The sequence below is a fragment of the Corynebacterium minutissimum genome, assembly GCF_016889765.1.
GTDB classification, from domain to species: domain Bacteria; phylum Actinomycetota; class Actinomycetes; order Mycobacteriales; family Mycobacteriaceae; genus Corynebacterium; species Corynebacterium minutissimum_B.
Genome location: NZ_CP069533.1, coordinates 518,889 through 542,544, shown reverse-complemented (window position 1 = coordinate 542,544; position 23,656 = coordinate 518,889). Strand labels below are relative to the sequence as shown.

The window sequence follows — 23,656 nt, the reverse complement described above, 5'->3', positions numbered from 1 at the left end:
CACTACATCATGAGCCTTAACCTTTCCCTTGACCTGAAAGATGCCACCCTCGCCGACCTCGAAGCATTTCTTGCCGCAGCGCGAGCAGCCGATAGTGATCCGCACGCAGCCCTCATTGTGGACGGAACGGTGATGCGGGTGGACGTCGATAACCCACGCGTGCGCCCCGTTGAACCGCAGACGGGAGCACGCCAGCGCTCACACGTCGACCGTCCCGTCGCGGAACACACCATCCGTTCCATCATTGATGCCCTCTCCGAGCGTCTTGACCCGCCGTATCCACCACGTGGTGGCTCCTTTGGATCCTTTGGTCCCGACACGGATTAAACCGTGCGGATGAAAGAGAACTAGACTGATGGGCGTGAAGTCCAAGCAGATCATCGCTGTGTGGATCGCGGTGGTGCTGGCGATCATCGCCGCTATCGTCACCGGCTGGTGGGTGACGGAGCGTCAGCAAACCCCGGACGGCACCCTCACCGTCAAGGACGTCGTCGATGGTGGAGTGCCCCAAGACCAATCGCTTAACGCGTACGTAGATCCCGCGGAGCAAGACCGCATCGTGGCGTTGGCAGAAGCGCTCGGCATCCCTGCGGAATCAGTACCGCGCGGAATCCTCTCGGTGTCCTCAGATGTGTACCGCTCCCGCCAAATTCTCAAAGCTGAGCTGGATAAAGCCGTGGCCAACAACAAAATAACCAAGGAGGATGCCGCGGGTACGCTCGCTGCTTTCGACGCCGGCCTCGTCACCCCTGCGGTGGGGCCCATCGTCGCCGAATCTAACCCGGCGCAGTAAACCCCCAGCTTCTGGCAGGTAGTCGGCAGAGACCCGGCACGCTACTGGCAGGAGGGCGCCTTATTCTCAAACGCACAGATAACGAAACGATAAAGGTTGGTGCGTTGACGTGGAGAAACGGCGACAACTGCGAGAGTTCCTGCGAACCGTGTGCGGCGTAAGCCTCGCTATCCTCGTTCCTATCGGCGGGGGACTGGGAATGTTCGCGGTGGCTAATGGGGTGCCCTTGGAGGCGTCGATAAGCGCTTTGCCCGCAGGTTAACCCACCTGCACGATGGTGGCGCGTGGGCCGGAGTCCTTGCCACGCAAGAAATGGGTAATGATAACGCCCACGATTCCCACGCACCACACTCCTAGCACTGCGAATGCAGCGAGGCGGAAGTCCGCCATGGGATAGTCCGGGCCATGGCCCAAGTGGTCGAGCGCCACGCCAAACAGCTGTGCGCCGAGCATGGAAGAGATGAACCCGCCCATATTTCCCAGGCCAGTCGCGGTGGCCACTACGGTGCGATCAAGGTTTTCCCGCACGATATCGAAGCCATAATTCGCCACGGGCGTGCACAACGCCACCAGGCTGATGAGAATAAACAAAGACAGGTAACTGCCGCCTGCCAGGAAAAAGACAACCCAGACAGTGATATTAACCGCGACGAACCCAAGCGTGAGCCACGGGCGATAGCCGCTGGCGCGGGAGGAAAGTTTGCCGTGGAGAGGGCCGACGAGGACCATGCACACGCTAAACCAGGTAAGCACCCATCCCGCCGCCGTCTTGGAAAAATTGAGGCCCGCGGTCATCATCGGCATTCCCCACAGCATGACGAACACATTGGTGGCGACGAGCCCGACCCAGTGGATAAAGAAAGCCTGCCAGGCCACCGGGGAGCGCAACACCGTGGCCAGCAGAGTACCCAGGCGGTGTGGCTGGGCATTGGGGCGCTCCTTCGGGGCGGACACAATCCCCAGGGTTTCGGGGGAATCAGCCACCGCTACCGCAGCGGCCACAGCGATAAGGATGCCCACCGCGCCCAGGGTGACAAAGGCCGTGGTCCACCCAGCCCACCCCAGCACGAGGGAGAACGGGATGGCGGACATAAATTGCCCCAGCTGACCCAGTGATGAGGTCACCTGAGTGAACATAGGAGTTCGGTGTAGCGGAAACCAATACGGAAGGATGCGCATCACCGAGAGGAAGGCGGTGGCATCACCTAAGCCGATTAAAATGCGCGCGGCGATGGCAACCCAATAGTTGGCGGTAAAACCCAATACCACTTGGCCGATACCCATAATGACGGAGCCGATGACGAGCAAGCGCCGAGGCCCAAACTTATCAATGAGCAACCCAGTAGGAATCTGCGCGAGAGCATAAACGCCCAGCTGAACCGAGGTAAAAACCGCGATGCGGGAGGCGTCCACCTCAAAGCGGTCGATAGCTTCCAACCCGGCCACACCAAAGGAGGTTCGGCCAGTCATCGCCACGATGTACACGAGCATTGCGGCAACCCACACAGATAGGGCTTTGGTGGTGATGACTTCGCGGGGATGAGGAGCCGACATGGCTGATACTTTACGCCCAACCCACTAAGATGCAGGGAGTGAAGTACATTTCGACCCGAGACACCGACCGCCAGCCGGCTTCCTTTACGGATATCCTCCTGGGAGGCTTGGCTCCTGATGGAGGCCTGTACCTGCCGGAATCCTACCCGCGCATCGACGATGCCACTCTGACTGCGTGGCGCCAGACGCTCGCAGAGGGCGGGTACGCAGCGCTGGCTGCGGAGGTACTGAAGCTCTTTGTGGATGATATTCCGGACACGGATCTTGAGGCAATCGCGCAGCGCGCCTACACCTTCCCGAAGTTCGCCAACGAGGAGATCGTCCCGGTCAGCGAGCTGGGAGAGGGCCTGTACATCGGTCACCTCTCTGAGGGGCCCACCGCTGCGTTCAAGGATATGGCGATGCAGATGCTCGGGGAGCTCTTCGAGTACGAGCTGGCGCGCCGGGGTGAAAGCCTCAATATTCTGGGCGCTACCTCGGGTGATACGGGGTCCTCCGCCGAGTACGCCATGCGCGGTCGCTCGGGCATTCGCGTGTTTATGCTGACCCCTGCCGGGCGCATGACTCCGTTCCAGCAGGCTCAGATGTTTGGCCTCGATGACCCCAACATCTTCAACATCGCCCTCGATGGTGTTTTTGATGATTGCCAGGACGTGGTCAAGGCTGTGTCCGCCGACGCTAACTTCAAGGCTAACTACCGCATTGGTGCGGTGAATTCCATCAACTGGGCCCGACTCATGGCGCAGGTTGTCTACTACATCAACTGCTACCTCAAGGTCACCGTGGAAAACACCGAGAAGGTCTCCTTCAGTGTCCCTACCGGAAACTTTGGTGATATTTGTGCCGGGCACATTGCCCGCCAGATGGGTCTGCCGATTGACCGTCTCATCGTGGCCACGAATGAGAACGACGTCTTGGATGAGTTTTTCCGCACGGGCAACTACCGTCCGCGTTCCTCGGCGCAGACGCACAAGACCTCCTCGCCGTCGATGGATATTTCCCGCGCCTCCAACTTCGAGCGATTCGTCTTCGACCTGCTCGGCCGCGATGCTGCACAGGTGGACGAGCTCTTTGGGGTCAAGGTGAAGGAAGGCGGGTTTAGCGTCGAGAAGCACGTGCTCGACGCTGCTCACGCGGACTATGGGTTCCTGTCTGGGGCCTCGACGCACGCCGACCGCCTGGCCACCATCAAGGATGTGCTCGAGAAGTACGATGTCCTCGTGGACCCGCACACCGCGGACGGCATCAAGGTAGCCCGTGCGGTGAAGGAAGAATACGGGGTGGAAAGCCCCATTGTGTGTCTGGAGACAGCCTTGCCGGTGAAGTTCTCCGAGACCATCGTGGAAGCCATCGGTGAAGAACCGGAGGTTCCTGAGCGCTTCCAAGGCATCCTCGACGCTGAGCGCCACGTCAAGGACCTGCCGAATGATGCGGCGGCGGTGAAGGACTACATTATGGCGTCGATTAGCACAACGGAGGTCTAAACCATGGCACAGGAACAGTTCTCAGGACCGGAATACTACACCGAGTTTGATCCAGAGAAGTTCATCCGTGACATGAAACAGGTCGCGGAGATGGAAAAAGAAAAGGCCAAGAACACGGAAGAGGCTAGCCCCGAGCAGGATGACTAGGCGCATCCTCCCCGGCCTCCTGTTCGCCGTGGGACTCGCTACGGCCTCCTGCATACCTGCGGAGGAACCCCTCTCTGCGGCAGGCAGCGCGCCGTATTCGACCGTGGTGGCCGCACCACCACAGGCAACAACACCGGAGGCATCCCCGGTGCCGCCAGGTGCCGCCCTGGACGTCAGCTCCGGTGAGCCCGTTCCAGGGGAGAATTTCGACTTCAACTTGTGCACGGTGGCATGGAGCTTTGTGCTTGGCGACGGCCGCACGATCGCCGTCACCGCCTCCCATTGCGGTGAGCCTGGGGATACCGTGTGGGCCGGCAACGCCGAAGGGGAATTCACGTACCCGGCGGAGCCTGTGGGCACCATCATCTATTCCGATCTGTCGGCGCCGGAGACGCACGAGCTCGACTTCGCGTTGGTGGAGATTACCCGCGACGTTGACTTTTACACACCGCAGGACATGCTGACCTCCGTCGCCGCAGCGGGGGAGAGTACCTTGCCTGACCAGGTGTGCAAGCTGGGGCGCATCACAGGAGAGACGTGCGGGGAGCTTACACACCGCGCGGGCCCTGGCAAGCTCACGTATGACGAGCGCACGGTGGATACGATGTCCGCGCGGGCGCAGGCCTGCTCGGCCCGCGGCGACTCCGGCGCGCCGGTGTATGGCGCACCGGGCACTCCGCAGGAAGGGGTCATCGTGGGCGTGCTCTCCGGTACGACGGATAAGGCGATCGACGGTGCCGAGTGCGCGCAGGATGCCGGCGCGGAAATGTCCTTTACCGTGGCAGCCGATATCAATGCCGTCCTCCCGAAGATTCTGGACCCCCTCTAAACCAGTAGGATAAGGGCCATGCCCACTCCTGAGTATATTGTGTCCTTGCGTGAGAAAATCGGCCACGACCAGCTCTTTCTTCCCGCTGTTACCGCGGTAATTGTGCGCGCGGTGCCTACCGGCTCCGCTATCTGGGAGCTGCCTTCGGTGCTGTTGGCGCAGCGTGCCGATAATGGTGCCTGGGCTCCGGTCTCTGGAATCTGCGAGCCGGGTGAGGAAATCACCACCACAGCGCTGCGCGAAGTCAAGGAAGAAATCGGCCTCGATGGGCGCATTGAGGCTCTCCTTGGCGTGGGTCAGGTCGGCCCCGTTACCTTCCCCAATGGGGATCAGTGCATGTTTATGGACACCACCCTCCGCGTGTCTGTTCCGGACGATGCTGAACCCGTCGTTTCTGACGAGGAAAACCTGGATGCCCAGTGGTTCTCCGTGGCGCAGATGCCGACGTCCGTCAGCGCCCGCCACCGCATGGTTATCGGCGATGCTGTGGCGCAGATGAAGCACCCGCAGGGCTTCCGGCCCCGCATGGGCTACGTCAAGCGTTCGTCTTAATCAGGCTTTCTCTTTGGACATCGACGTGAGGGCACTGGATCTAAGTGGCGGATCGATGCGCCAGCCCTCAATCCTGCTGCGACAAAGTATCTCCGCGCCGGTAACATGCACAGCTATGGCTCCCAAAATGAAGGACTACTTCAACGCTGACACGGCGCAAAAACTCGGTGCACAGCTTGGAATTGACGGCGAAGAATACGCCGCGTGGGTAGCACCGCGAGTCGAGGATTTAGAGATCTTGGACCGCGTGACCGTGTTTGCACAAGGGCTTCGGGAGCAGCTCGGCGGGGACTATGTCAGGGTGATTGGCGGAATCGTCGATAAGCTTGGGCCCGAGCTTGCGGAGGGGGAAGGTTACTTCAACCATGCATTCCACCTGTGGCCGGTGAGCCGTTTCATCGAGCTATACGGGATAGATGAGCCGGAGGTTTCTTTAGATGCAATTGAGGCGCTCACCAGGGTGTTCACCGGTGAGTTTGCGGTGCGTCCCTTCTTAGAGCGCTACCCAGAGCTGACCATGGCCCGGGTGCATGAGTGGGCTGGTTCGGGCAGCCACAACGTGCGCCGCCTGGCTTCCGAGGGCATCCGTCCGCGTCTGCCGTGGGCGAAGGTGCACGCGCCGTTTGTGGCGGACCCCTCGCCGATCCTTCCGGTCCTGCACCGGCTGTACGACGATGCGTCGCTGTTCGTGCGCAAGTCCGTAGCCAACAACCTCAACGACATAGGCCGTACGCACCCCGAGTTGGCTCTTGCTACCGCCTCGCGATGGGCAGACAGCGGATCGTCGCGCGCAGCGTGGGTGGTGGAACAGGGGTTGCGCGGGTTGATTAAGCGCGGCAAGAGGGAGGCCCTAGAGCTTGTTGGCTTTTCTCCGTCCACCGCCGTCACCGCCACCCGCCCCGAGTTCCCCCACACTGTGGCCATTGGTGAAAAGGCGACTCTTTCAACGACACTCACCAACACCGGCGATGCGCCCGCACATGTGCTTGCAGAGTATCGCGTGCACTTCCTTAAGAAGAACGGAACCCGGAAGCCCAGTGTGTTTCGCCTCGGCAAATATACGCTTGATCCGGGCGAAACCCGAGTGGTGACCAAGACGCACCCGTTTCGGGTCACCAGCACACGCACCTACTATCCGGGTACGCAGGCCTTAAGTTTGGTGATTAACGGCCGCGAAGGCGAGCAAGTGGAATTTGAGCTAACCCAGTTGTAACCGCGGCGCTAGATGACTGCACCAAAACCTGTGAGCGTGCCCGCCACCTTGTGGGGCTCGATCGCCCTTCTCATCATGTTCTGCCCGCGGATGGGATGCGTCAAGCGCACGTCTTGATCTGGTTTTAGTGCTTCAACCAGGTGTTTTCTGCTGCCAGCCTGGCTGTGGCAAGCGGGAAAGCTGGCCCCCGGCGACATTGGGAGAATATGTCCATATCATGGGAAATGCATGAAAAACATTGCTATCTGAAACTATCCTACATAGCTTCAGGACCATGTTGTCACTCAGATTCAAGAAAGTAACCATCGCCACAACTTTCGCCGCACTCGCCGGCACGGCACTCGGAACCGGGGTTGCCTCCGCAGCAGAACCTTCCTCCGGAATCTCCTTCGGCTCCAGCTCCGGTGAGCTGGCACATATGAGCTCCACACTGTTTGGTAGCTCGAAGCCTGCTCCGGAAAACCCGGAAGACCCAGAAGCGCCGGAAGGTTCTGACCTGATTGAAAAGGTAGGGGACATCGAGGGCCTCACGGAACCGCTGACGGCAGAACAAGCCAAGGAGGTTCTCAACGGCAGCTTCGTTGCGAAGAAGAACGATAAAATCGGACTTTCCTTCCAGCCGGATGGAACCGTAGGAGTTTCTGATGGTTGTAACCCCGGTAAGGGTACCTGGACTGTCGCGGAAGACACTGGTGTCCTAGAGATTAACGACGTCGTAACCATTATGAGGGCTTGCGAGCCAGGTGTGATGGTCGATGTTCGCGATTTCAACGTCATCGTTCCGAAGAAGCCACAGGTCTATTCCATCGATGACACCACCATCGCATTGGTCAAAGATGGGAAGGCAATTCAGTTCGTCAAGGTCGATACCCCTGAAGAGAAGTAACTAACCATTCCTTATCAGTGGCCAACCCCAGCAGGAGGTCGGCCACTTTCTGTGTTTTAGTCCGCGGACTGTAAGGGGGATGGGGGAGTTGTAGAGTTGTCTCAAAATATCATCGGAAACGCATGAAATGGGTTGATGTAGGCGGTGGTGCCCGATAGCTTCGGGACCATGATGTCACACACACTCAAGAAAGCGACCATTGCAACTTCACTCGCAGCACTGTCCTGCGGCGCCTTCGGCACCGGCGTTGCTGGTGCTGCGGAACCGACCTCCGGCAACCCCTTCGCCTCCAGCTCCAGCCAGCTCGAGCAGTTGAGCTCGAAGTTCCTTGGTGACAAGGGGGACAAGGACGGCAACAACGATGGCGGCAAGGATAACGAGGAGGGCTCCGGCCTCATCGAGAAGTATGAGGAGGTCGACGGCTTCAAGGACAAGCTTCCTGCCGATGAAGCGAAGAAGGCGATTGTCGGCACTTTCACGGCTAAGAAGAACAATGCCGTATCTATCACCTTCAAGGAGGGCGGCACCCTGACATTCAACGATGGCTGCAACCACGGTACGGGTACCTACCACTTCGACCAGACTGATGCGATTGTCATTGATAATCTCGCTGAGACCAGGATGGCATGCGATAAGCCGGTGATGACTGATGCCCAGGGTTTCAAGTCGATTCTGGACATGAAGCCTGCCGTCTTCCCTATCGACGATTCCACCTACGCTCTGGGTGCCCAGGGTATTGTCATTCAGTTCGTCAAGTCTGAAGACAAGTAGAAGCTTGCCGGTGTGTGTCAAAGCTGTGAGACAAATGGTTTCCTTGGAGAAAGTATAAAGCTGTAGTACAAACCCATGAAAAGCCTTGTGTTTGTAGCGTGATGCTTTTTAGGGTGAAACCATGTTGACGCACACATTCAAGAAAGCGACCATTGCAACCGCGTTCGCAGCACTGACCTGCGGCGCCCTTGGCACCGGCGTTGCTGGTGCTGTGGAATCTGCCCCCACCAACCCCTTCGCCTCCAGCTCCAGCCAGTTCGCACAGCTGAGCTCCAAGATCTTTGGCGGCCAAGATGATGAGAAGGGCTCCGGCGTTGTCGAAAAGATCGATGACGTCGAGGGCCTGAAGGCACCACTCTCCGCCGATGAGGCCAACAAGGTTCTCCTTGACGGCCCGTTTGAAGCCAAGAAGAACAAGAACATCACCATCGGCTTCCAAGAAGACGGCACCGTTGCCGTTGATGACGGCTGCAATGGCGGCAGCGGCACCTATGCGGTCGACGAAAAGAACGGCACCGTGGAATTGAAGGACGTGATGACCACGAAAAAGGGCTGCGAAAAGTCCGTGATGGAGGATGCTAAGGCATTCACCGATCTTGTCTACGCCAAGCCACACGTCTACGCCATCGACGATTCGACCATTGCCTTCGTCACCCAGGGACAGGTCATTCAGTTCGTCAAAGCTGCGGAGTAAATAAAGTAAACAAACTGCGCTGCACGGTGGCTAGCCCGCAACGGGCTGGCCACTTTCTTTTGCGCGTTCAGCAATTCGGCGGCCCTCGATTGCCCAGCTGACAAAGCGGCTGGAACAGGCTGTCCAGTGAACAATGAGCAAGATAGGCAGGCTCAGGGAGATGAGATCTAAAAGTTCAGAGCCGTTGACGAGAGCAACTTGGTGGCCTCCCATGCTTACCGTTCCCGGAGGGAACGTGCACGCCCACCAGGCCGGTGTGTACTCCGCCCACCGTACGACGTTGGGGTAGAACTTCGCCATCGCCCACAGGGCAAGGGGGATAGCGATAATCATCGCGGTGAGACCGTAGTACACGGAGAACTTACCTGGGTAGAGGATCTGCATGGCAGTGGTGGACTGTCCCACCACACCCAGCGGCACCCAGGCGGTGGCGGAGTTCGGGCCACTGAGATCCACTTTGCCGTGCCACGCTGCCCAGTACACGCGGATAAAGGTTGGGACGGCCGTGAGAATCGACATGGCGAAAAAGCCCGTGCCCAACAAGTGATAGAACTGGCCGTAATCGCGGGCGCAGAACCCAGCGACGGAGGAGGAAATCATGGGGCCCACCAGTGGCAAACCCCAGGTGAACCGTGGCTGGCCGTCGAAACGGGTGAGCTGAATAGCCCACGTGATGACAGTAACGGGTGCGCCGATCCAAAATGCGACGAGTCGGAAGGCAGGTATGCCCGTTAGACCAGAGAGCGCTGCGCCGAGCGCCAAGATTCCGATGAAGTACATCGACCATTCCGCCATGGTGGTGCGTGCAAAGCTGGGCTGGCGGTAGCGCGCAAAGCCGATGGTAAGCACCAGGAAGATGACACAGGCAATGCCAGCGAACACGGCGGAGCCAATCATCAAACCGTCTTCGACAAGGAGGCGGGATACGATCGAGGTACCCATGAGACTGCCTCCCCATGCGGGGCCAGGCGGCGGCAATTGGCGGAATCTATCAGACACAGATGGCATGGTAGTTTCTTTCGATTGCGCATGCCTCATCCTGAAGAGCGAAAACGTGGTGAGTTTTCACTGAATTGTTGGGCGCAGTTGTTGAGGGCACAATGCCGTGTGTGGGGCGCGGCTTAGAGGGGACAAGCGTGACCGGCGTCCCCTTTCGGAGAAACCCGTTGAAAATGAAACCGGCCCATCACCACCGTAGAAGCGGAGAGGGGCCGGAGTGTGCTGCTTCGATTCTTAGCAGTCGTAGTACATCTCAAACTCGAGCGGAGTCGGACGCAGACGCGACGGCGTAATCTCGTTGTCGCGCTTGTACTCGATGTAGGTCTCGATGAGGTCCTCGGAGAAGACATCGCCCTCGGTCAGGAAGTCGTTGTCCTCTTCCAGCGCAGCAAGGGAAGCCTCCAGGGAGGTCGGTGCCTGCGGGATGGAAGCAGCTTCTGCCGGCGGAAGCTCGTAGAGATCCTTGTCTACCGGGGCGTGCGGCTCGATGCGGTTCTTGATGCCGTCCAGACCAGCCATCAACATGGCAGCGAAACCGAAGTACGGGTTGCCTGACGGATCCGGTGCACGGAACTCGATGCGCTTGGCCTTCGGGTTGGAACCGGTAATCGGAATACGGATAGCAGCAGAGCGGTTGCGCTGCGAGTACACGAGGTTAATCGGAGCCTCAAAGCCCGGAACCAGACGGTGGTAGGAGTTCAAGGTCGGGTTCGTAAACGCCAGCACGGCCGGTGCGTGGGCCAGAATGCCACCAATGTAGTAGCGAGCCATATCGGACAGACCTGCATAGCCAGCCTCATCGTGGAAAAGTGGCTTGCCGTCCTGCCAGAGAGACATGTGGGCGTGCATACCGGAACCATTGTCACCAGCCAGCGGCTTCGGCATGAAGGTCACGCTCTTGCCGTACTCGGCAGCGGTGTTTTTGATGATGTACTTGAAGGTCTGGATATCATCCGCCGCGTGGAGTAGAGAATCGAAGCGGTAGTTGATCTCGTTCTGACCGCTGCCTACCTCGTGGTGGAAGCGCTCGATGACATAGCCAGCTTTCTGCAGCTGCTCGACCATGGCATCACGGACCTCGCCGTGCTTGTCCACGGGGGCAGTCGGGAAATAGCCGCCCTTCACACGAGTCTTGAAACCAATGTTCGGAGTGCCATCGAAGTTGGTCTCGGACCCACGGTTCCACCAGCCCTCATCGGTATCGACCTCGTAGAAGCCGTTGTGCACCTCGGTGCCGTAGCGAACGGAGTCGAAGATGTAGAACTCAGCCTCAGCGCCGAAGTAACAGGTGTCAGCGATGCCGGTGGAGGTCAGGTACTCCTCAGCCTTGCGGGCGATGTTGCGCGGATCGCGGCTGAACGGCTCAAGCGTAAACGGATCGTGCACGAAGAACTTGATGTTCAAGGTCTTCGCGGTGCGGAAGGGATCTACGAACGCGGTAGACGGGTCCGGCAGGAGGGTCATATCCGACTCATCAATGGTGGTGAAGCCGCGGATAGAGGAGCCGTCGAAAGCGAGGCCCTCAGCGGCCGCTTCCTCAGTGAACTCATCGGCTGGGATTGAAAAGTGGTGCTCGGTGCCGGGAACGTCCGTGAAGCGGATGTCAACGAACTTGACGTCCTCTTCCTTGATGTACTTGACGACGTCCTGGATTGTCTCGAAGGACACGGTAGTCTCCTGTTGGTTGACCTGTATTACTCTCGACTAGTTTACAGGTATTGACTCCACCACCGTCGAAGGCGGGGGAGTCAGATCGAAATTTCTTGCTGCAGTGTAGGGGCGCTAGATTGGTGGGCATGGCAGACAACAAAGATGGCTTTGGGCCGGGGGAGTGGCCCGGGCAGAAACTTGGTCTCCCGAAGGAGGGTTCCGGCTCACTCGCTTCAGTGATGCGCCGCACCGGGGGAGTTCTTATTGATTGGCTACTAGCCATGCTCATTGCCAATCTCCTCGAGCTCTACACCAGCGCGCTCGGCGGACCTGCGTTCTTGGGTTATGCGGTGTGGGCCGTCATGGGCATTGTCTGTGGCTGGCTCTTTGCCCGCACACCGGGCATGCTCGTTCTGGGTATGGGTGTAGCGCGCCTCGATGAGCCGGGCAAACCCGTGGGCTTCTGGCGCGCCGCCGTTCGCACGTTACTCACCGGCGTGCTGTTCCCCGCCGCGATGGTTGACGCGGATGGCCGCGGCCTCCACGACCGTGCAACGGGCACCGCCGTCATCATGGCTTAGGTGACAACCTCAGCTGCTCAGTATGGTGGCCTCTTAAAGGGCACCGCAGATGGTTCTAGTGAAAAGGTTTGTTTGAGGGCAGAGAATCTGCAATGAGAAAGGGTCTCTTCCGAGCTTGTCGGAAGAGACCCTTGAACGTGAGCGGGTTAGCGCAGGGAGCTTAGCTTACTTGCCGCCCTTGCGCTCTTGCATACGACGCATACGGCGGTTCATGCCGGACATGTTCTGAGCCTGGCGCGGCATCGGGCCCTTCGGCAAACCAGGGGTGGTGCCGGGCAAATCATCCATTGCCTCAATGCGGCGGATGTTGTCGTAAGTCTCGTTCTTGTTGTAGTTCCGCGGCAGCTTCATGATGTGGCTGCGCAGCTTGGAAACTGGAACCTCGTCCTCGCCGTTGCCAACGAAGACCTCGTACACCGGCACTCCGCCAGCCAAGCGGTCCACGCGCTTCTTCAAACGGTTGAGGGTGGGGCCTACGCGCTTGCGGTCGCCCTCGACGACGAAGATGACGCCCGAGTTACCGATGACACGGTGGATGAGATCCTGCTGGCGGGTAGCTGCCACACCAGTCTTGACCTTCCATACCACGCCCACGGTGTTGCGCAGCTGCTGCTCCAGTGCCCAGCCGGCAGCGCCTGGTTGGTCCTCGACCTTCTTGTACATATCGCGCTCGAGGCGGCGAGTGAACAGGAACATGGCCAAGATGGCGCCGATGCCCAGACCCAGGATGAGCATGAACCACTGGCCGTTGAAGAGCTTGCCGATGAGGAAGAAGAGCAAGCCCATGCCCAGGAAGGCGGCCAGCATGATGGGAATGAGCGCCTTGTCCTGCTTGCGCTGCATGTTGAACGCTTGCCACATCTGTGACCAGTTCTGCTTGCGCTGAGCGCGCTTCGCCGCGCGCTCCTGCTTCTTCGCTTCCTTCAGCGATGCCTTGTCGTCGTTAGCCATGGCTCCTACTTTAAAGGTCAGAGGGTGAAAAAGAGAATCGAACTAGCGAATGGTGGAGGCCGCGGAGTTCGGGTTCGCTGCACCAGCCGGGGTCTTGACCATGCGGGTGGTCACCGGGGTCTCCTCAGACGGGCCGTACTTCTCCAGCAGGGTGGAGGCCTCTTGCGCAGTAGCGCCCTGGGAGGTTTCAGCCAAGTGCTTGAGATTCTCCGGCAGCTCGAGGCCGCGGGCCTCCATAGCCTGAACATAGAGGCGACCAGCACGGTAAGAGGAGCGGACTAGCGGACCGGACATGACGCCGCCGAAGCCGAGTTCCTTAGCCAGTTTGGAGTGCTCGACGAATTCTTCCGGGCGAACCCAACGCTCAATCGGGTGGAAGCGCGGGCCCGGGCGCAGGTACTGCGTAATCGTGATGATGTCGCAGCCGACCTCGCGCAGGTCCCGTAGAGCTTCTTCGATTTCCGCAGCGGTCTCGCCCATGCCCAAGATGAGGTTGGATTTAGTGATAAGACCAAACTCGTGGGCCTGACGGATGACGTCGAGGGAGCGCTCGTAGCGGAAGGCCGGGCGGATGCGCTTGAAAATGCGGGGCACGGTTTCAAGGTTGTGGGCAAAGACCTCGGGTCGGGCCTCGAAGACTTCCTGGAGCAGGTCCGGTTTTCCAGAGAAGTCCGGGGTGAGGTTTTCTACACCGGTGTGTGGGTTAAGCTCGTGGATTTTGCGGACCACCTCGGCGTAGAGCCAGGCACCCTCGTCCGGCAAATCATCACGGGTCACGCCGGTGATGGTGGTGTAGTTGAGGTCCATCTCCTGGATGTTCTCTGCAACTCGGCGCGGCTCGTCACGGTCCAGCTCCTCCGGCTTGCCGGTGGCGATGTCACAGAAATCGCAGCGGCGGGTGCACTTGTCACCGCCGATGAGGAAGGTGGCCTCGCGGGATTCCCAGCACTCGTGGATATTGGGGCAGCCGGCTTCCTGGCACACGGTGTGCAGGGAAGCGCCGGAAACGCGGGACTTCATGTCTTCGTAGCCCGGTCCGGTGCGGACTTGGTTGCGGATCCAACGTGGCTTCTGTTCGATGGGCGACTCCGCATTCTTCTTCTCAATGCGGAGCATCTTGCGTCCTTCAGGCTTTACAGTCACAAAAACTCACTTTACGCGTCGGTTAGTGCTCTTCCTAATACAATCAAAGCCGCTCGAAGCTTTATTCCACCGGGGTAGAACCTTGCTGAGCGCGGCGAGCCTGACGTGCCTTTTCGTTGGCCACCTTGATGGGATCGGGAGCCGAAGCGAAGGTGTGATCAGCCACGGTGAGCTCACCGGAGAGGGCTTTGAGGAGGGCGTCGAGAAGCGGGGCTTCCGCCTCCTCCATGGTGACCTCGCGGCCCAGCTCCAACGAGAGCGTGGAGACGTCGGCGTCGTCGATGCCGCAGGCGACGATGTGCTCGTAGTACTCCAAGGTATTGGTGCAGTTGAGCGCCAAGCCATGCATGGTCACCCCACGGGTGATGCGAATACCCAAGGCACCGAGCTTGCGGTCGCGCTTCGGGGCGGCTGGGTCGGCAGCCTGGGTGGTGGAGGGAACCCACACACCGGAGCGGCCGTCGATACGCCCGGCAGTGGTCACACCCAACTGGCGCACGGCCTGGATGATGGCTTCCTCGAGGCGGCGGACGTAATCCACCACGTCAACAGGTTCTGCGAGCTTAATGATGGGGTAGACCACCAGCTGACCTTCGCCATGCCAGGTGATGCGGCCGCCGCGGTCGACGTCGATGACGGGCAGGCCATTGTCTGGCAGATCTTCCGGCTGCGTGCGCTTGCCGGCGGTATAAACATTGGGGTGCTCCACCACGAGGATGACATCTCCCTGCGTGCCCGCTGCCCGGGCCGCAGCGAGCTCAGCCTGGAGATCCCAGGTTTCCTGGTAGCCCATGCGGCCCAGGCGGCGGATCTCCAGTGGCTCGGCAGAGGCGCGGATGGAGCGATCAGCGGGGAAAAACGGTTCGCGGGGAGCAGTCATGGCAACCCATGGTAGTCCCCGCGAAGCTAGAACTTTTAAGCGACTCCGTTAGCGGAGGCGTACTCCTCTGCAGTCATGAGCTCGCCAACTTCGGTGACCTCAACCTCGAAGAGCCAGCCTTCGCCGAAGGGGTCGTTGTTGATGACGGCGTAGTCATCGTGCACGTCCTCGTTGACTGCGGTGACGGTGCCGGTGACCGGGGAGTACAGGTCAGACACGGACTTGGTGGACTCCACCTCGCCGCAGGTCTCGCCGTGCTCAACGGTGTCACCGACGGCCGGCAGCTCGGCGAAGACAACCTCGCCTAGGCGGTCAGCAGCAACGGAGGTGATGCCGATGCGAACGGTGGAACCGGCGACGGAATCAGCGGTGGCGTTGACCCACTCGTGGTCCTCGGAGTAGGAGAAATCGGAAGGAAGATTAGCCATGTGAAGGATGTCCTTTCGGTAGTTGAATTCAGTAGTAGAGTTTACTTCTCACGCTTGTAGAAGGGGAGAGCGGAAACCTCGAAGGGGTAGCGCTTGCCACGAATATCTACCTCGACGTCAGCTCCCGGCTCGAGACCAGCGGCGGTGTCGATGAGCGCGAGTGCTACCGGGTGTCCCAGAGTGGGGGAGGGCTGGCCGGAGGTGACCGTGCCCACCTTCTGCTCGCCCACATATACCTCGGAGCCGGCACGGGCCGCGCGGCGCTGGGAGGACACCAGGCCGGTAACAACAGCCTTGGGCCCCTCCTCGGCGCGCTGGCGCAGCACCTCAGCGCCCACGAAGTCCTGTTCCTTCTTGGCAAAGGCGCGGGCCATACCGGCCTCGACCGGAGTGATGTCGCGGGTGAGCTCGTTGCCGTAGAGCGGCATACCGGCCTCTAGGCGCAGGGAGTCGCGCGCTGCCAGGCCGCAGGGCTTAATGCCGTATTCTTCGCCGGCCTTGAGCAGCTCTTCCCACAGTTCCGGGGCATCGGAGTTATAGACGATGAGCTCGAAGCCGTCCTCACCGGTGTAACCGGTGCGGCAAATGAAGGCGTACTTGCGCGCAACCTTGCCGGTCATCGCGGCGTAGTAGGGCAGGTCCATGACGGCCTGCTGCTTGGTGTCCTCCACCAGCGGGACGAGAATCTCTAGCGCCTTCGGACCTTGGACAGCAATCATGGCCACGTCGCGGGACTCGTTCTTGAGGTCCACGTCGAAGCCCTCAGCGCGCTCGTTGAGTGCCTCCCACACGGTGTCGGCGTTGCCGGCGTTCGGCACGACGAGGAACTTTGTCTCCTCTAGGCGGTAGGTGATGAGGTCATCCATGATGCCGCCGTCCTCGGCGCAGATCATGGAGTACTTCGCCTTGCCCTCCTTGAGAGGGACCAGGTTGGAGATGAAGCAGTAGGACAGGAACTCGGCTGCATCCGGGCCGTTGACCCAGATTTCACCCATGTGGGACAGATCAAAGAGGCCGGCAGCATTACGTACCGCGCGGTGCTCCTCCAGCTCGTTGGCGTACTTGAGTGGCATTTCCCACGGCCCGAAAGGCGTGAAGGTGGCGCCGAGCTTCTCGTGCTCAGCATGCAGCGGGGAGTGCAGGTACTCAGTCATTGATTAATCCTCCTGGTTGTCGGTGTAGTCGAAAGCCTCCGGCGGCGGGCAGGAGCAGACGAGGTTGCGGTCACCGTAAGCCTCGTCGATGCGGCGCACCGGCGGGAAGTACTTGCCGCGGCGCAGGGAAGCCACCGGGTAGGCCGCCTGCTGGCGGGTGAAGGTGAACTCCCATTCATCGTCCGCAACGGCTTCGGCCGTGAACGGGGCGTGGTGGATGACGGAATCCTCGTAAGTTACTTGGCCGTCGATGATCTCCTGGATTTCAGCGCGGATGGAGCGCATGGCCTCGATGAAGCGGTCCAGCTCACCTAGGTCCTCGGACTCGGTGGGCTCCACCATGAGGGTGCCGGCCACCGGGAAGGACAGGGTCGGTGCATGGAAGCCGTAGTCCACCAGACGCTTGGCCACGTCGGCGGCGGTGACACCGGAGGCGTCGGTAAGCGCGCGCAGGTCAAAGATGCATTCGTGCGCCACCAGGCCAGCGTTGCCCGTGTAGAGCACCGGGAAGGAATCCTTAAGGCTCTGTGCCAGGTAGTTCGCGCCGAGGATGGCGTGGCTCGTGGCCTCCTGCAGCCCTTGGGCACCAATCATGGCCAGGTAGGACCAAGAAATCGGCAGCACACCGGCGGAGCCGTAGCGCGTAGCCGTGGACGGCACGCCGGTGCCATCCTGCGCGGGCTGGGACGGGTCAAGTTCCGGATCGTTGGCGTCGGTAGGAAGGAAGGGCACCAAGTGCTTGGCGACGCCCACCGGGCCCACACCCGGGCCACCTCCACCATGCGGGATGGTGAAGGTCTTGTGCAGATTGAGGTGGGACACATCGCCACCGAAAGCACCCGGACGGGCCCAACCGGCCAGCGCGTTCATGTTCGCGCCGTCGATGTACACCTGGCCGCCGGCCGCGTGAACCTTATCGCAGACCTCGCGTACCTCCGGGTCAAAGACGCCGTGAGTGGAGGGGTAAGTAATCATGATGCCGGCGATGTGCTCGCCGTGCTGCTCAATCTTGGCGTCAAGGTCGGCGACGTCAATGGAGCCGTCGTCAGCGGTCTTGACCACGACGACGCGTAGGTTGGCCAACGTCGCCGAAGCGGCGTTAGTGCCGTGCGCAGAAGCCGGGATGAGGATGACATCTCGGCCGTGATCGCCGTTGGCCACGTGGTAGCGGCGGATGGCGAGCAGGCCTGCCAACTCACCCTGGGAGCCAGCATTGGGCTGGATAGACACCTGAGCGTAGCCGGTGATTTCCGACAGCCACGCCTCCAGCTCCTCAATGAGCGCGCGCCAACCCGCGGTGGTCTCCTCCGGGGCAAAGGGGTGGATGCCAGCGAACTCCGGCCAGGAGATGGGCTCCATGGCGGAGGTGGGGTTGAGTTTCATCGTGCACGAGCCCAGCGGGATCATCGTGCGGTCCAAGGACAGATCCTTGTCTGCCAAGGTGCGCAGGTAGCGCAGCATCTGGGTCTCGGAGTGGATGGAGTTGAAGATCTCGTGCTTCAGCGGGGCCTCGGCACGCTGGACGGAGGCCGGAATCTCGAAGGAGGCGGCGGAGCCAGACGAGGCTGGCTCGGACGCAGCGGAGCCGAAGGCGGCGGCAAGGGTCGTCACGTCCTCGCTGGTGGCGGACTCGCCGAAAGAGACCGCTACCTTGTCCGAACCAATTGCGCGAACCAGGTAGCCCTGCTCCTGCAGCTGGGACTTGATGACGGCGGCATCGACACCGGTGACGGTGACGGTATCGAAGAAGTCGCGCGAGACAATCTCCTTACCGGCGCTGCTTACTGCAGCGGCGAAAGCAGAAGCGCGGTCATGCACGCGCTGCGCAATGGCTTTGAGGCCTTCCGGTCCGTGGTAGACGGCGTACATGGAGGCTACGTTGGCCAACAGGGCCTGTGCAGTACAGATGTTGGAGGTCGCGCGCTCGCGGCGAATGTGCTGCTCGCGCGTTTGGAGTGCGAGCCGGTAGGCCGGGCGTCCGGCGGCGTCCTTGGACACGCCCACGATGCGACCTGGCATCTGGCGCTTGAGCTTCTCCGTCACTGCCATGAAGGCGGCATGCGGACCGCCGAAGAAGAGGGGCACACCGAAGCGCTGGGAGGAGCCGAGGACAACGTCCGCGCCCATCTCACCCGGGGCCTCGAGCAGAAGCAGGGAGAGCGGGTCCGCTACAACGGCCGCCAGGGCGCCGCGGGTATGCAGCTCTTCAATGGCCGCGCGCGGATCCACGATGTCACCTTCGGTACCGGTGTAGGCGAGGATGGCTCCAACGAGGTCTTCGCCCACGATGCCGTCGCGAACATCGGCGATCTCGACCTCGAGCTCGATGGCGCGGGCGCGTTCAGCAGCCACGGCAAGGACCTGTGGATGCAGGCGGGAATCCAACAGAACGCGCCGGCCCTTCTTCACCGCACGCGCCATGAGGCCGACGGCTTCGGCGGTGGCAGAGGCTTCGTCGAGAAGCGAGGCGTTTGCGATGGGCAGGCCGGTGAGGGACTCAATCATCGTCTGGAAATTGAGCAAAGCCTCCAGGCGCCCCTGGGAAATCTCCGGCTGGTAGGGCGTGTACGCGGTGTACCAGCCAGCGTCTTCCAACAGACCGCGGCGGATGACCGCCGGGGTCAGAGTATCGGAATATCCCTGGCCGTAGAAAGACTTCAGTACGACATTCTGAGAAGCGTACTCGCGCAGCTTGGCCTGGGCATCGTCCTCACTCAACGCATCCGGGAGATGGAGGGCCCCGGTGGCGCGGATGGGGGTGGGGAGGGCGGCATCGACAAGCGCCTCAACGCTGTCGTAGCCCACGGCCTTGAGCATCGTCGCGCGCTCGGCCTCATCAGGTCCGAGGTGGCGAGAGATGAAATCCATGTGTTTGAACTCCTTCGTGGCGTTAGTCAGTGTGGCCTAAACCGTCCTCAAGTATAAAGCGTGGCCTATGGCATTAATTCTGACTACCCCTGGCTGAGAGATGAAGCCACGCGGCGGTGAGAATGGCGACGCTCAGACCAATCACAAAAGCGGTGGCATTGCCCACGGCAGGGCCCAAAAGGGAGAGGATGAAGGGAGCAAAGAACCCAAGGTAGGTCAGAGAATAGAACACCCCCGTTGCCGCGCCAAGCTCATCAGGGTCAGCGATTGCTTGGGTCTCGGCAAGGCCACTGAGCATTCCAATTCCGTAGGAACACCCCATCACGATGCCAGTCAAGGGAAGGAGATACACGGCCCATCGGTGCTGCGCAGTTGCCACGATGACAAGGCACAAGGCCATACCGCAGGCAGCCAGGAACATTCCGTGCACGGGAGTAAGAGTCACCCGTCCGGCGAATTGCTGGATAATGACTCCGCTTCCCATCGTCAGCATGGCAAGCAGGCCGGCCACCAGGATCGGCCGGTGAAGATGTTCGCTTAACTGAGCTGGTAGAAACACAAAAGCGGTGGTGGGCGTTCCAAAGACCCAGGGCGCATAGGTGGCGACGCGAAGATAGCGCGGCGTGAGCACACTGCGCGGAAACAAGGCGCGGCGGGTGGAAGGAGCATTCTTGTGCTCCGGAACCGTCCACACAAGAGGAACAATTACGAGCGCTAAGCCAATGTGAAAGAGGTAGGGCACGACTGTGGGCCACGGCAGAAACTGTGCGCATATGCCGCCAACACCCGGGGCAAGAGCGAAGCCGGCAGACAAGGCGATGGAGGAGCGCTTGGCGCCGACGGTAAGACGAGTGCTCAGCTCTTTGATCCAGGCGGCACCGGAGGACATGGCGAGTCCAACAGCCATTCCAGCGCACAGGCGGCCAATCAGCAGGGGGAGGAAAGCGCCTTCAAAACCCAGCAGAAAAATAAGTGAGCCCGCCGTGGTGGTTAGAACGGCTGGGCGCATGATGGCGCGCCTGCCCAGCGAATCAGACAAGGGGCCGCCGAGAAAGAGCGCCACCATGATGCCGAGGGCATAGATGCCGAAGAGGAAGGTTGTGTGCAGAACTCCTAAGTCGGTGGTGACTTGGTAAACCACCACCATGGGTGCGAAGAGGTTGGCGCCGCAGGCAACAAGAAACATGCCGAGGGCTACTCGGAACCACTTCTGAGAAATCATGCAGACCAGTCTAGTGTGCTGAATCACAGCGCAGTGCCTTAATGACGGAGTCAGGTGCGTACGGTAGGCGCAAAACTGACAAAGATTCCTCATTCGCCTGCAGGATCGGTGCCGACTTTTGGCAGATCGGCGGGGTGCTAGCGCTCGTGCCTATCGGCGAGGGTGGGAACAGCACTGCTGTGCGGTACTGCAGGAAGCCTGCGCAGTGCCGCGGGGAGAAAAGTAGACAAAACGACGAAGCTCCCCCGTCGCAATGGCGGGGGAGCTGCCTTTAGGGTTTGCCCAAGGGCTTAGAGGTTGAGGTCTGCGTCAAAGTCTGCAGTCTCAAGGCGGTCCTTGATGGTCGTAATGAAGCGACCAGCGTCGGCACCGTCGACCACCTGGTGGTCGTAGGTGAATGGCAGGTAGCACATCTGACGGATAGCGATGGCGTCCTGGCCGTCCTCGGTCACCACAACTGCACGCTTGGTGATAGCTGCGGTGCCCAGGATGCCGGCCTGCGGTGGAACCAGGATCGGGGTGTCCAGCAGGGCACCCTCGGAACCGATGTTGGTCACCGTGAAGGTGGCACCGGTCAGGTCGTTCGGCTTGAGCTTGTTGTTGCGGGCCTTGTCAGCCAGCTCCGCAATCTGCTGTGCAATCTCCGGGAGGGTGAGCTCCTGAGCCTTGTGGATGACCGGGGTCAGAAGGCCCTTCGGGGTGTCCACGGCGATGGCCACGTTCACGTCAGCGTGGTAGGTCATCTCCTTGGTCTCCGGGTTGTAGGAGGCGTTGACGTTCGGGTGGGACACCAGTGCCTCAACGGTGGCCTTTACGATGAACGGCAGGAAGGAGAGGTTGGCCTCGTACTTATCAATGAACGCCTGCTTGGACTGCTTGCGCAGGTCCCAGATGGCGGTCATATCGACTTCCTGGACGTGGGTCAGCTGAGCGGAGATCTGGAGAGCCTCAACCATCTTGGAGGCGGTGATCTCACGGATACGGTTGACCTTCTGGGTGGTGCCGATGAGCTCCTGCTTCTCCGGATCCACAGACTTGGTGGACCAGCGAGCACGCGGGTTGGAGGAACCGGTGCCAGTGGAGGATGCCGGAGCCTCGCCCTCGCCAGCGGCAGCCAGAACATCCTGCTTACGGATGCGGCCACCCACACCAGTACCGGACACGGTGGACAGGTCCACGCTGTGCTTCTCAGCCAGCTTGCGTACCAGCGGGGTGACGTACGGGACGTTGTCACCGTTGTTGACCTTGGTGGAGGTCTCGGATGCCTTCGGCTCGGAGGACTGGGAGGAAGCGGCAGGCTTCTTCTCCTCTGCCTTCTCGTCAGCCTTGGGCTCTTCCTTCTTTTCTTCTGCCTTCGGCTCTTCCTTAGCGGCTGGCTTCTCGGAGGCTGCTGCGGAGCCGTCGCCGACGCGGGCGATGACGGCGCCGACGTCGACGGTGTCGTCTTCATCGGCGAGGATCTCAAGGAGGGTGCCGGCGACTGGGGAGGGGATTTCGGTGTCGACCTTGTCGGTGGAGACCTCGAGCAGTGGCTCGTCGACCTCGACGGTGTCGCCGACGGACTTCAGCCACTGGGTAATGGTGCCTTCAGTGACGGACTCGCCGAGCTCCGGCATCTCCACGTCGGTAGCATCACCGGAAGCAGCCGGCTTGTCCTGGGTCTTCTCTTCCTTGGCCTCTGTCTTCGGCTCCTCTGCCTTGGGTTCTTCCTTAGCGGCTGGCTTCTCGGAGGCTGCTGCGGAGCCGTCGCCAACGCGGGCGATGACGGCACCGACGTCGACGGTGTCGTCTTCATCGGCGAGGATCTCAAGGAGGGTGCCGGCGACTGGGGAGGGGATTTCGGTGTCGACCTTGTCGGTGGAGACCTCGAGCAGTGGCTCGTCGACCTCGACGGTGTCGCCGACGGACTTCAGCCACTGGGTAATGGTGCCCTCGGTAACGGACTCGCCAAGCTCCGGCATCTCCACGTCGGTAGCATCGCCCGACGGAGCAGCTTCAGACTCTGCGTCCTCAGCAGGCTTATCCGGGGTCTCCTCAGCCTTCTCGGAAGAATCCGCGGAGTCAGACTCGTCAGCGGCCGGAGCGGACTCGCCTTCGTCACCAATGATGGCGATGACCTCGCCTACATCGACGGTGTCATCCTCATCAGCCTTGATTTCGAGGATGGTGCCGGAGACCGGGGAGGGGACTTCGGTATCGACCTTGTCGGTGGAAACCTCGAGCAAAGGCTCGTCAGCCTCAACGGTGTCACCAACGGACTTAAGCCACTGGGTAATCGTGCCTTCGGTAACGGATTCGCCCAGTTCGGGCATCACAACGGAGTGTGCCATAAGTTATAAGACTCCTCGAAAGTTGAAAGTAGTGAAACGCTAATGCTCGATTCTACAGCGTGCCCGCAGACAGTGCGCATGGGTGGGGTGAATTGGGGCACCCTCACCACGGGGTAGGCTGGGGAGTCATGTTCAACCCCTTCCGACGCAACAGTTCCCGATCTCAATTGCGCCCGCCCCGCGCACCGGGGGAGACCATTCGCGCGGAGGACGCCCAGGAGCTTCAGCGCTGGGCACAAGGCCGCGCGTATATCGAGGCCTTTGTGGAGCCCGAAACCGTGGTCAACGAGATGTCCGTGGTTGTCGTCGATGAGAACGGTGCCTTCATCCGGCGCCGCATTGGTGGCCCGAAGGGCATAGATGCAGTAGCGAAGCTATTGCGCTGCGATATCTACGACGTGGAGGAAACCGGCTATCCACAGCGTATGCGGGAGCGCATCGAACGTGAGCGCATCTTGCGCAAAAGGGAAGAACAGCGTGAACGCCGCGAGCGTTTCGAGCAGCGCCGCCAGCAGAACGAGGGTTAA

At 60.6% G+C, this 23,656-nt stretch carries 23 protein-coding genes; 12 read left to right on the top strand and 11 right to left on the bottom strand.

All coding sequences use genetic code 11. The annotated features are described in order from the left end of the window. The first annotated feature begins 9 nt into the window (after positions 1-9). Positions 10-327 (top strand): hypothetical protein, encoded by a 318-nt coding sequence (locus I6J26_RS02505; RefSeq protein WP_115022987.1) that lies wholly within the window; start codon positions 10-12, stop codon positions 325-327. A gap of 28 nt (positions 328-355) precedes the next feature. Continuing rightward, positions 356-793, top strand: coding sequence for a hypothetical protein (locus I6J26_RS02500; RefSeq protein WP_039676181.1), 438 nt, complete (start codon positions 356-358; stop codon positions 791-793). Between the two features lie 258 nt (positions 794-1,051). On the opposite strand, the gene I6J26_RS02495 is transcribed toward I6J26_RS02500, so the two are convergent. Continuing rightward, complete coding sequence (locus I6J26_RS02495; RefSeq protein ID WP_181815384.1) at positions 1,052-2,347, bottom strand: MFS transporter; 1,296 nt, start codon at positions 2,345-2,347, stop codon at positions 1,052-1,054. A 38-nt stretch (positions 2,348-2,385) separates the two neighbouring features. Between I6J26_RS02495 and thrC the strand changes: the two genes are divergently transcribed. The 8 genes from thrC to I6J26_RS02455 all read left to right on the top strand — a co-directional run bounded on the left by thrC (position 2,386) and on the right by I6J26_RS02455 (position 8,923). Next, positions 2,386-3,831, top strand: a complete 1,446-nt coding sequence (thrC, locus tag I6J26_RS02490) for a threonine synthase (RefSeq protein ID WP_115022985.1) — start codon at positions 2,386-2,388, stop codon at positions 3,829-3,831. A 3-nt stretch (positions 3,832-3,834) separates the two neighbouring features. Further along, positions 3,835-3,978: a hypothetical protein gene (locus I6J26_RS02485; protein ID WP_168165561.1), complete on the top strand. Its 144-nt coding sequence runs from the start codon at positions 3,835-3,837 to the stop codon at positions 3,976-3,978. Next, on the top strand, positions 3,971-4,807 hold the full coding sequence (locus I6J26_RS02480; RefSeq protein WP_115022983.1) for a S1 family peptidase: 837 nt from the start codon (positions 3,971-3,973) through the stop codon (positions 4,805-4,807). Before I6J26_RS02485 ends, I6J26_RS02480 begins: the two co-directional genes overlap by 8 nt. A gap of 18 nt (positions 4,808-4,825) precedes the next feature. Continuing rightward, a complete protein-coding gene (locus tag I6J26_RS02475) occupies positions 4,826-5,359 on the top strand; it encodes an NUDIX hydrolase (RefSeq protein ID WP_115022982.1) in 534 nt (177 codons plus the stop codon). 115 nt (positions 5,360-5,474) lie between these two features. Continuing rightward, the gene (locus I6J26_RS02470; RefSeq protein WP_147279340.1) at positions 5,475-6,572 is read left to right on the top strand and encodes a DNA alkylation repair protein; all 1,098 of its coding nucleotides are present in this window, start codon (positions 5,475-5,477) and stop codon (positions 6,570-6,572) included. A gap of 274 nt (positions 6,573-6,846) precedes the next feature. Beyond that, the gene (locus I6J26_RS02465; RefSeq protein WP_115022977.1) at positions 6,847-7,458 is read left to right on the top strand and encodes an META domain-containing protein; all 612 of its coding nucleotides are present in this window, start codon (positions 6,847-6,849) and stop codon (positions 7,456-7,458) included. A gap of 168 nt (positions 7,459-7,626) precedes the next feature. Then, entirely contained in the window at positions 7,627-8,229 is a 603-nt protein-coding gene (locus I6J26_RS02460; protein ID WP_239121810.1) for an META domain-containing protein, read from the top strand. Between the two features lie 121 nt (positions 8,230-8,350). Beyond that, positions 8,351-8,923: an META domain-containing protein gene (locus I6J26_RS02455; protein ID WP_115022975.1), complete on the top strand. Its 573-nt coding sequence runs from the start codon at positions 8,351-8,353 to the stop codon at positions 8,921-8,923. A 30-nt stretch (positions 8,924-8,953) separates the two neighbouring features. Here the strand turns inward: I6J26_RS02455 and I6J26_RS02450 are convergent, their stop codons facing one another. After that, positions 8,954-9,931, bottom strand: coding sequence for a hypothetical protein (locus I6J26_RS02450; protein WP_115022973.1), 978 nt, complete (start codon positions 9,929-9,931; stop codon positions 8,954-8,956). A gap of 225 nt (positions 9,932-10,156) precedes the next feature. Continuing rightward, positions 10,157-11,590 (bottom strand): type I glutamate--ammonia ligase, encoded by a 1,434-nt coding sequence (glnA, locus tag I6J26_RS02445; protein WP_115022972.1) that lies wholly within the window; start codon positions 11,588-11,590, stop codon positions 10,157-10,159. A 128-nt stretch (positions 11,591-11,718) separates the two neighbouring features. Here glnA and I6J26_RS02440 point away from each other — a divergent pair, with 128 nt between their 5' ends. Continuing rightward, entirely contained in the window at positions 11,719-12,153 is a 435-nt protein-coding gene (locus I6J26_RS02440) for an RDD family protein (RefSeq protein ID WP_115022970.1), read from the top strand. Positions 12,154-12,318: 165 nt separating this feature from the next. On the opposite strand, the gene I6J26_RS02435 is transcribed toward I6J26_RS02440, so the two are convergent. From I6J26_RS02435 to sucB, 8 genes are all read right to left on the bottom strand, one after another. Next, positions 12,319-13,104, bottom strand: coding sequence for a DUF4191 domain-containing protein (locus tag I6J26_RS02435; protein ID WP_115022968.1), 786 nt, complete (start codon positions 13,102-13,104; stop codon positions 12,319-12,321). Between the two features lie 42 nt (positions 13,105-13,146). Further along, entirely contained in the window at positions 13,147-14,220 is a 1,074-nt protein-coding gene (gene lipA / locus I6J26_RS02430; protein WP_115022966.1) for a lipoyl synthase, read from the bottom strand. A gap of 88 nt (positions 14,221-14,308) precedes the next feature. Further along, complete coding sequence (lipB, locus tag I6J26_RS02425) at positions 14,309-15,127, bottom strand: lipoyl(octanoyl) transferase LipB (protein ID WP_115022964.1); 819 nt, start codon at positions 15,125-15,127, stop codon at positions 14,309-14,311. A 35-nt stretch (positions 15,128-15,162) separates the two neighbouring features. After that, positions 15,163-15,555 (bottom strand): glycine cleavage system protein GcvH, encoded by a 393-nt coding sequence (gene gcvH, locus I6J26_RS02420; protein WP_039676160.1) that lies wholly within the window; start codon positions 15,553-15,555, stop codon positions 15,163-15,165. 41 nt (positions 15,556-15,596) lie between these two features. After that, on the bottom strand, positions 15,597-16,709 hold the full coding sequence (gene gcvT / locus I6J26_RS02415) for a glycine cleavage system aminomethyltransferase GcvT (protein ID WP_115022962.1): 1,113 nt from the start codon (positions 16,707-16,709) through the stop codon (positions 15,597-15,599). A 3-nt stretch (positions 16,710-16,712) separates the two neighbouring features. Next, positions 16,713-19,577: an aminomethyl-transferring glycine dehydrogenase gene (gcvP, locus tag I6J26_RS02410; RefSeq protein ID WP_115022961.1), complete on the bottom strand. Its 2,865-nt coding sequence runs from the start codon at positions 19,575-19,577 to the stop codon at positions 16,713-16,715. A 73-nt stretch (positions 19,578-19,650) separates the two neighbouring features. Continuing rightward, positions 19,651-20,799, bottom strand: a complete 1,149-nt coding sequence (locus tag I6J26_RS02405; RefSeq protein WP_115022959.1) for an MFS transporter — start codon at positions 20,797-20,799, stop codon at positions 19,651-19,653. 290 nt (positions 20,800-21,089) lie between these two features. Continuing rightward, a complete protein-coding gene (gene sucB, locus I6J26_RS02400) occupies positions 21,090-23,129 on the bottom strand; it encodes a 2-oxoglutarate dehydrogenase, E2 component, dihydrolipoamide succinyltransferase (RefSeq protein ID WP_115022957.1) in 2,040 nt (679 codons plus the stop codon). 128 nt (positions 23,130-23,257) lie between these two features. Here sucB and I6J26_RS02395 point away from each other — a divergent pair, with 128 nt between their 5' ends. After that, complete coding sequence (locus I6J26_RS02395) at positions 23,258-23,656, top strand: oxidoreductase (protein ID WP_070672703.1); 399 nt, start codon at positions 23,258-23,260, stop codon at positions 23,654-23,656.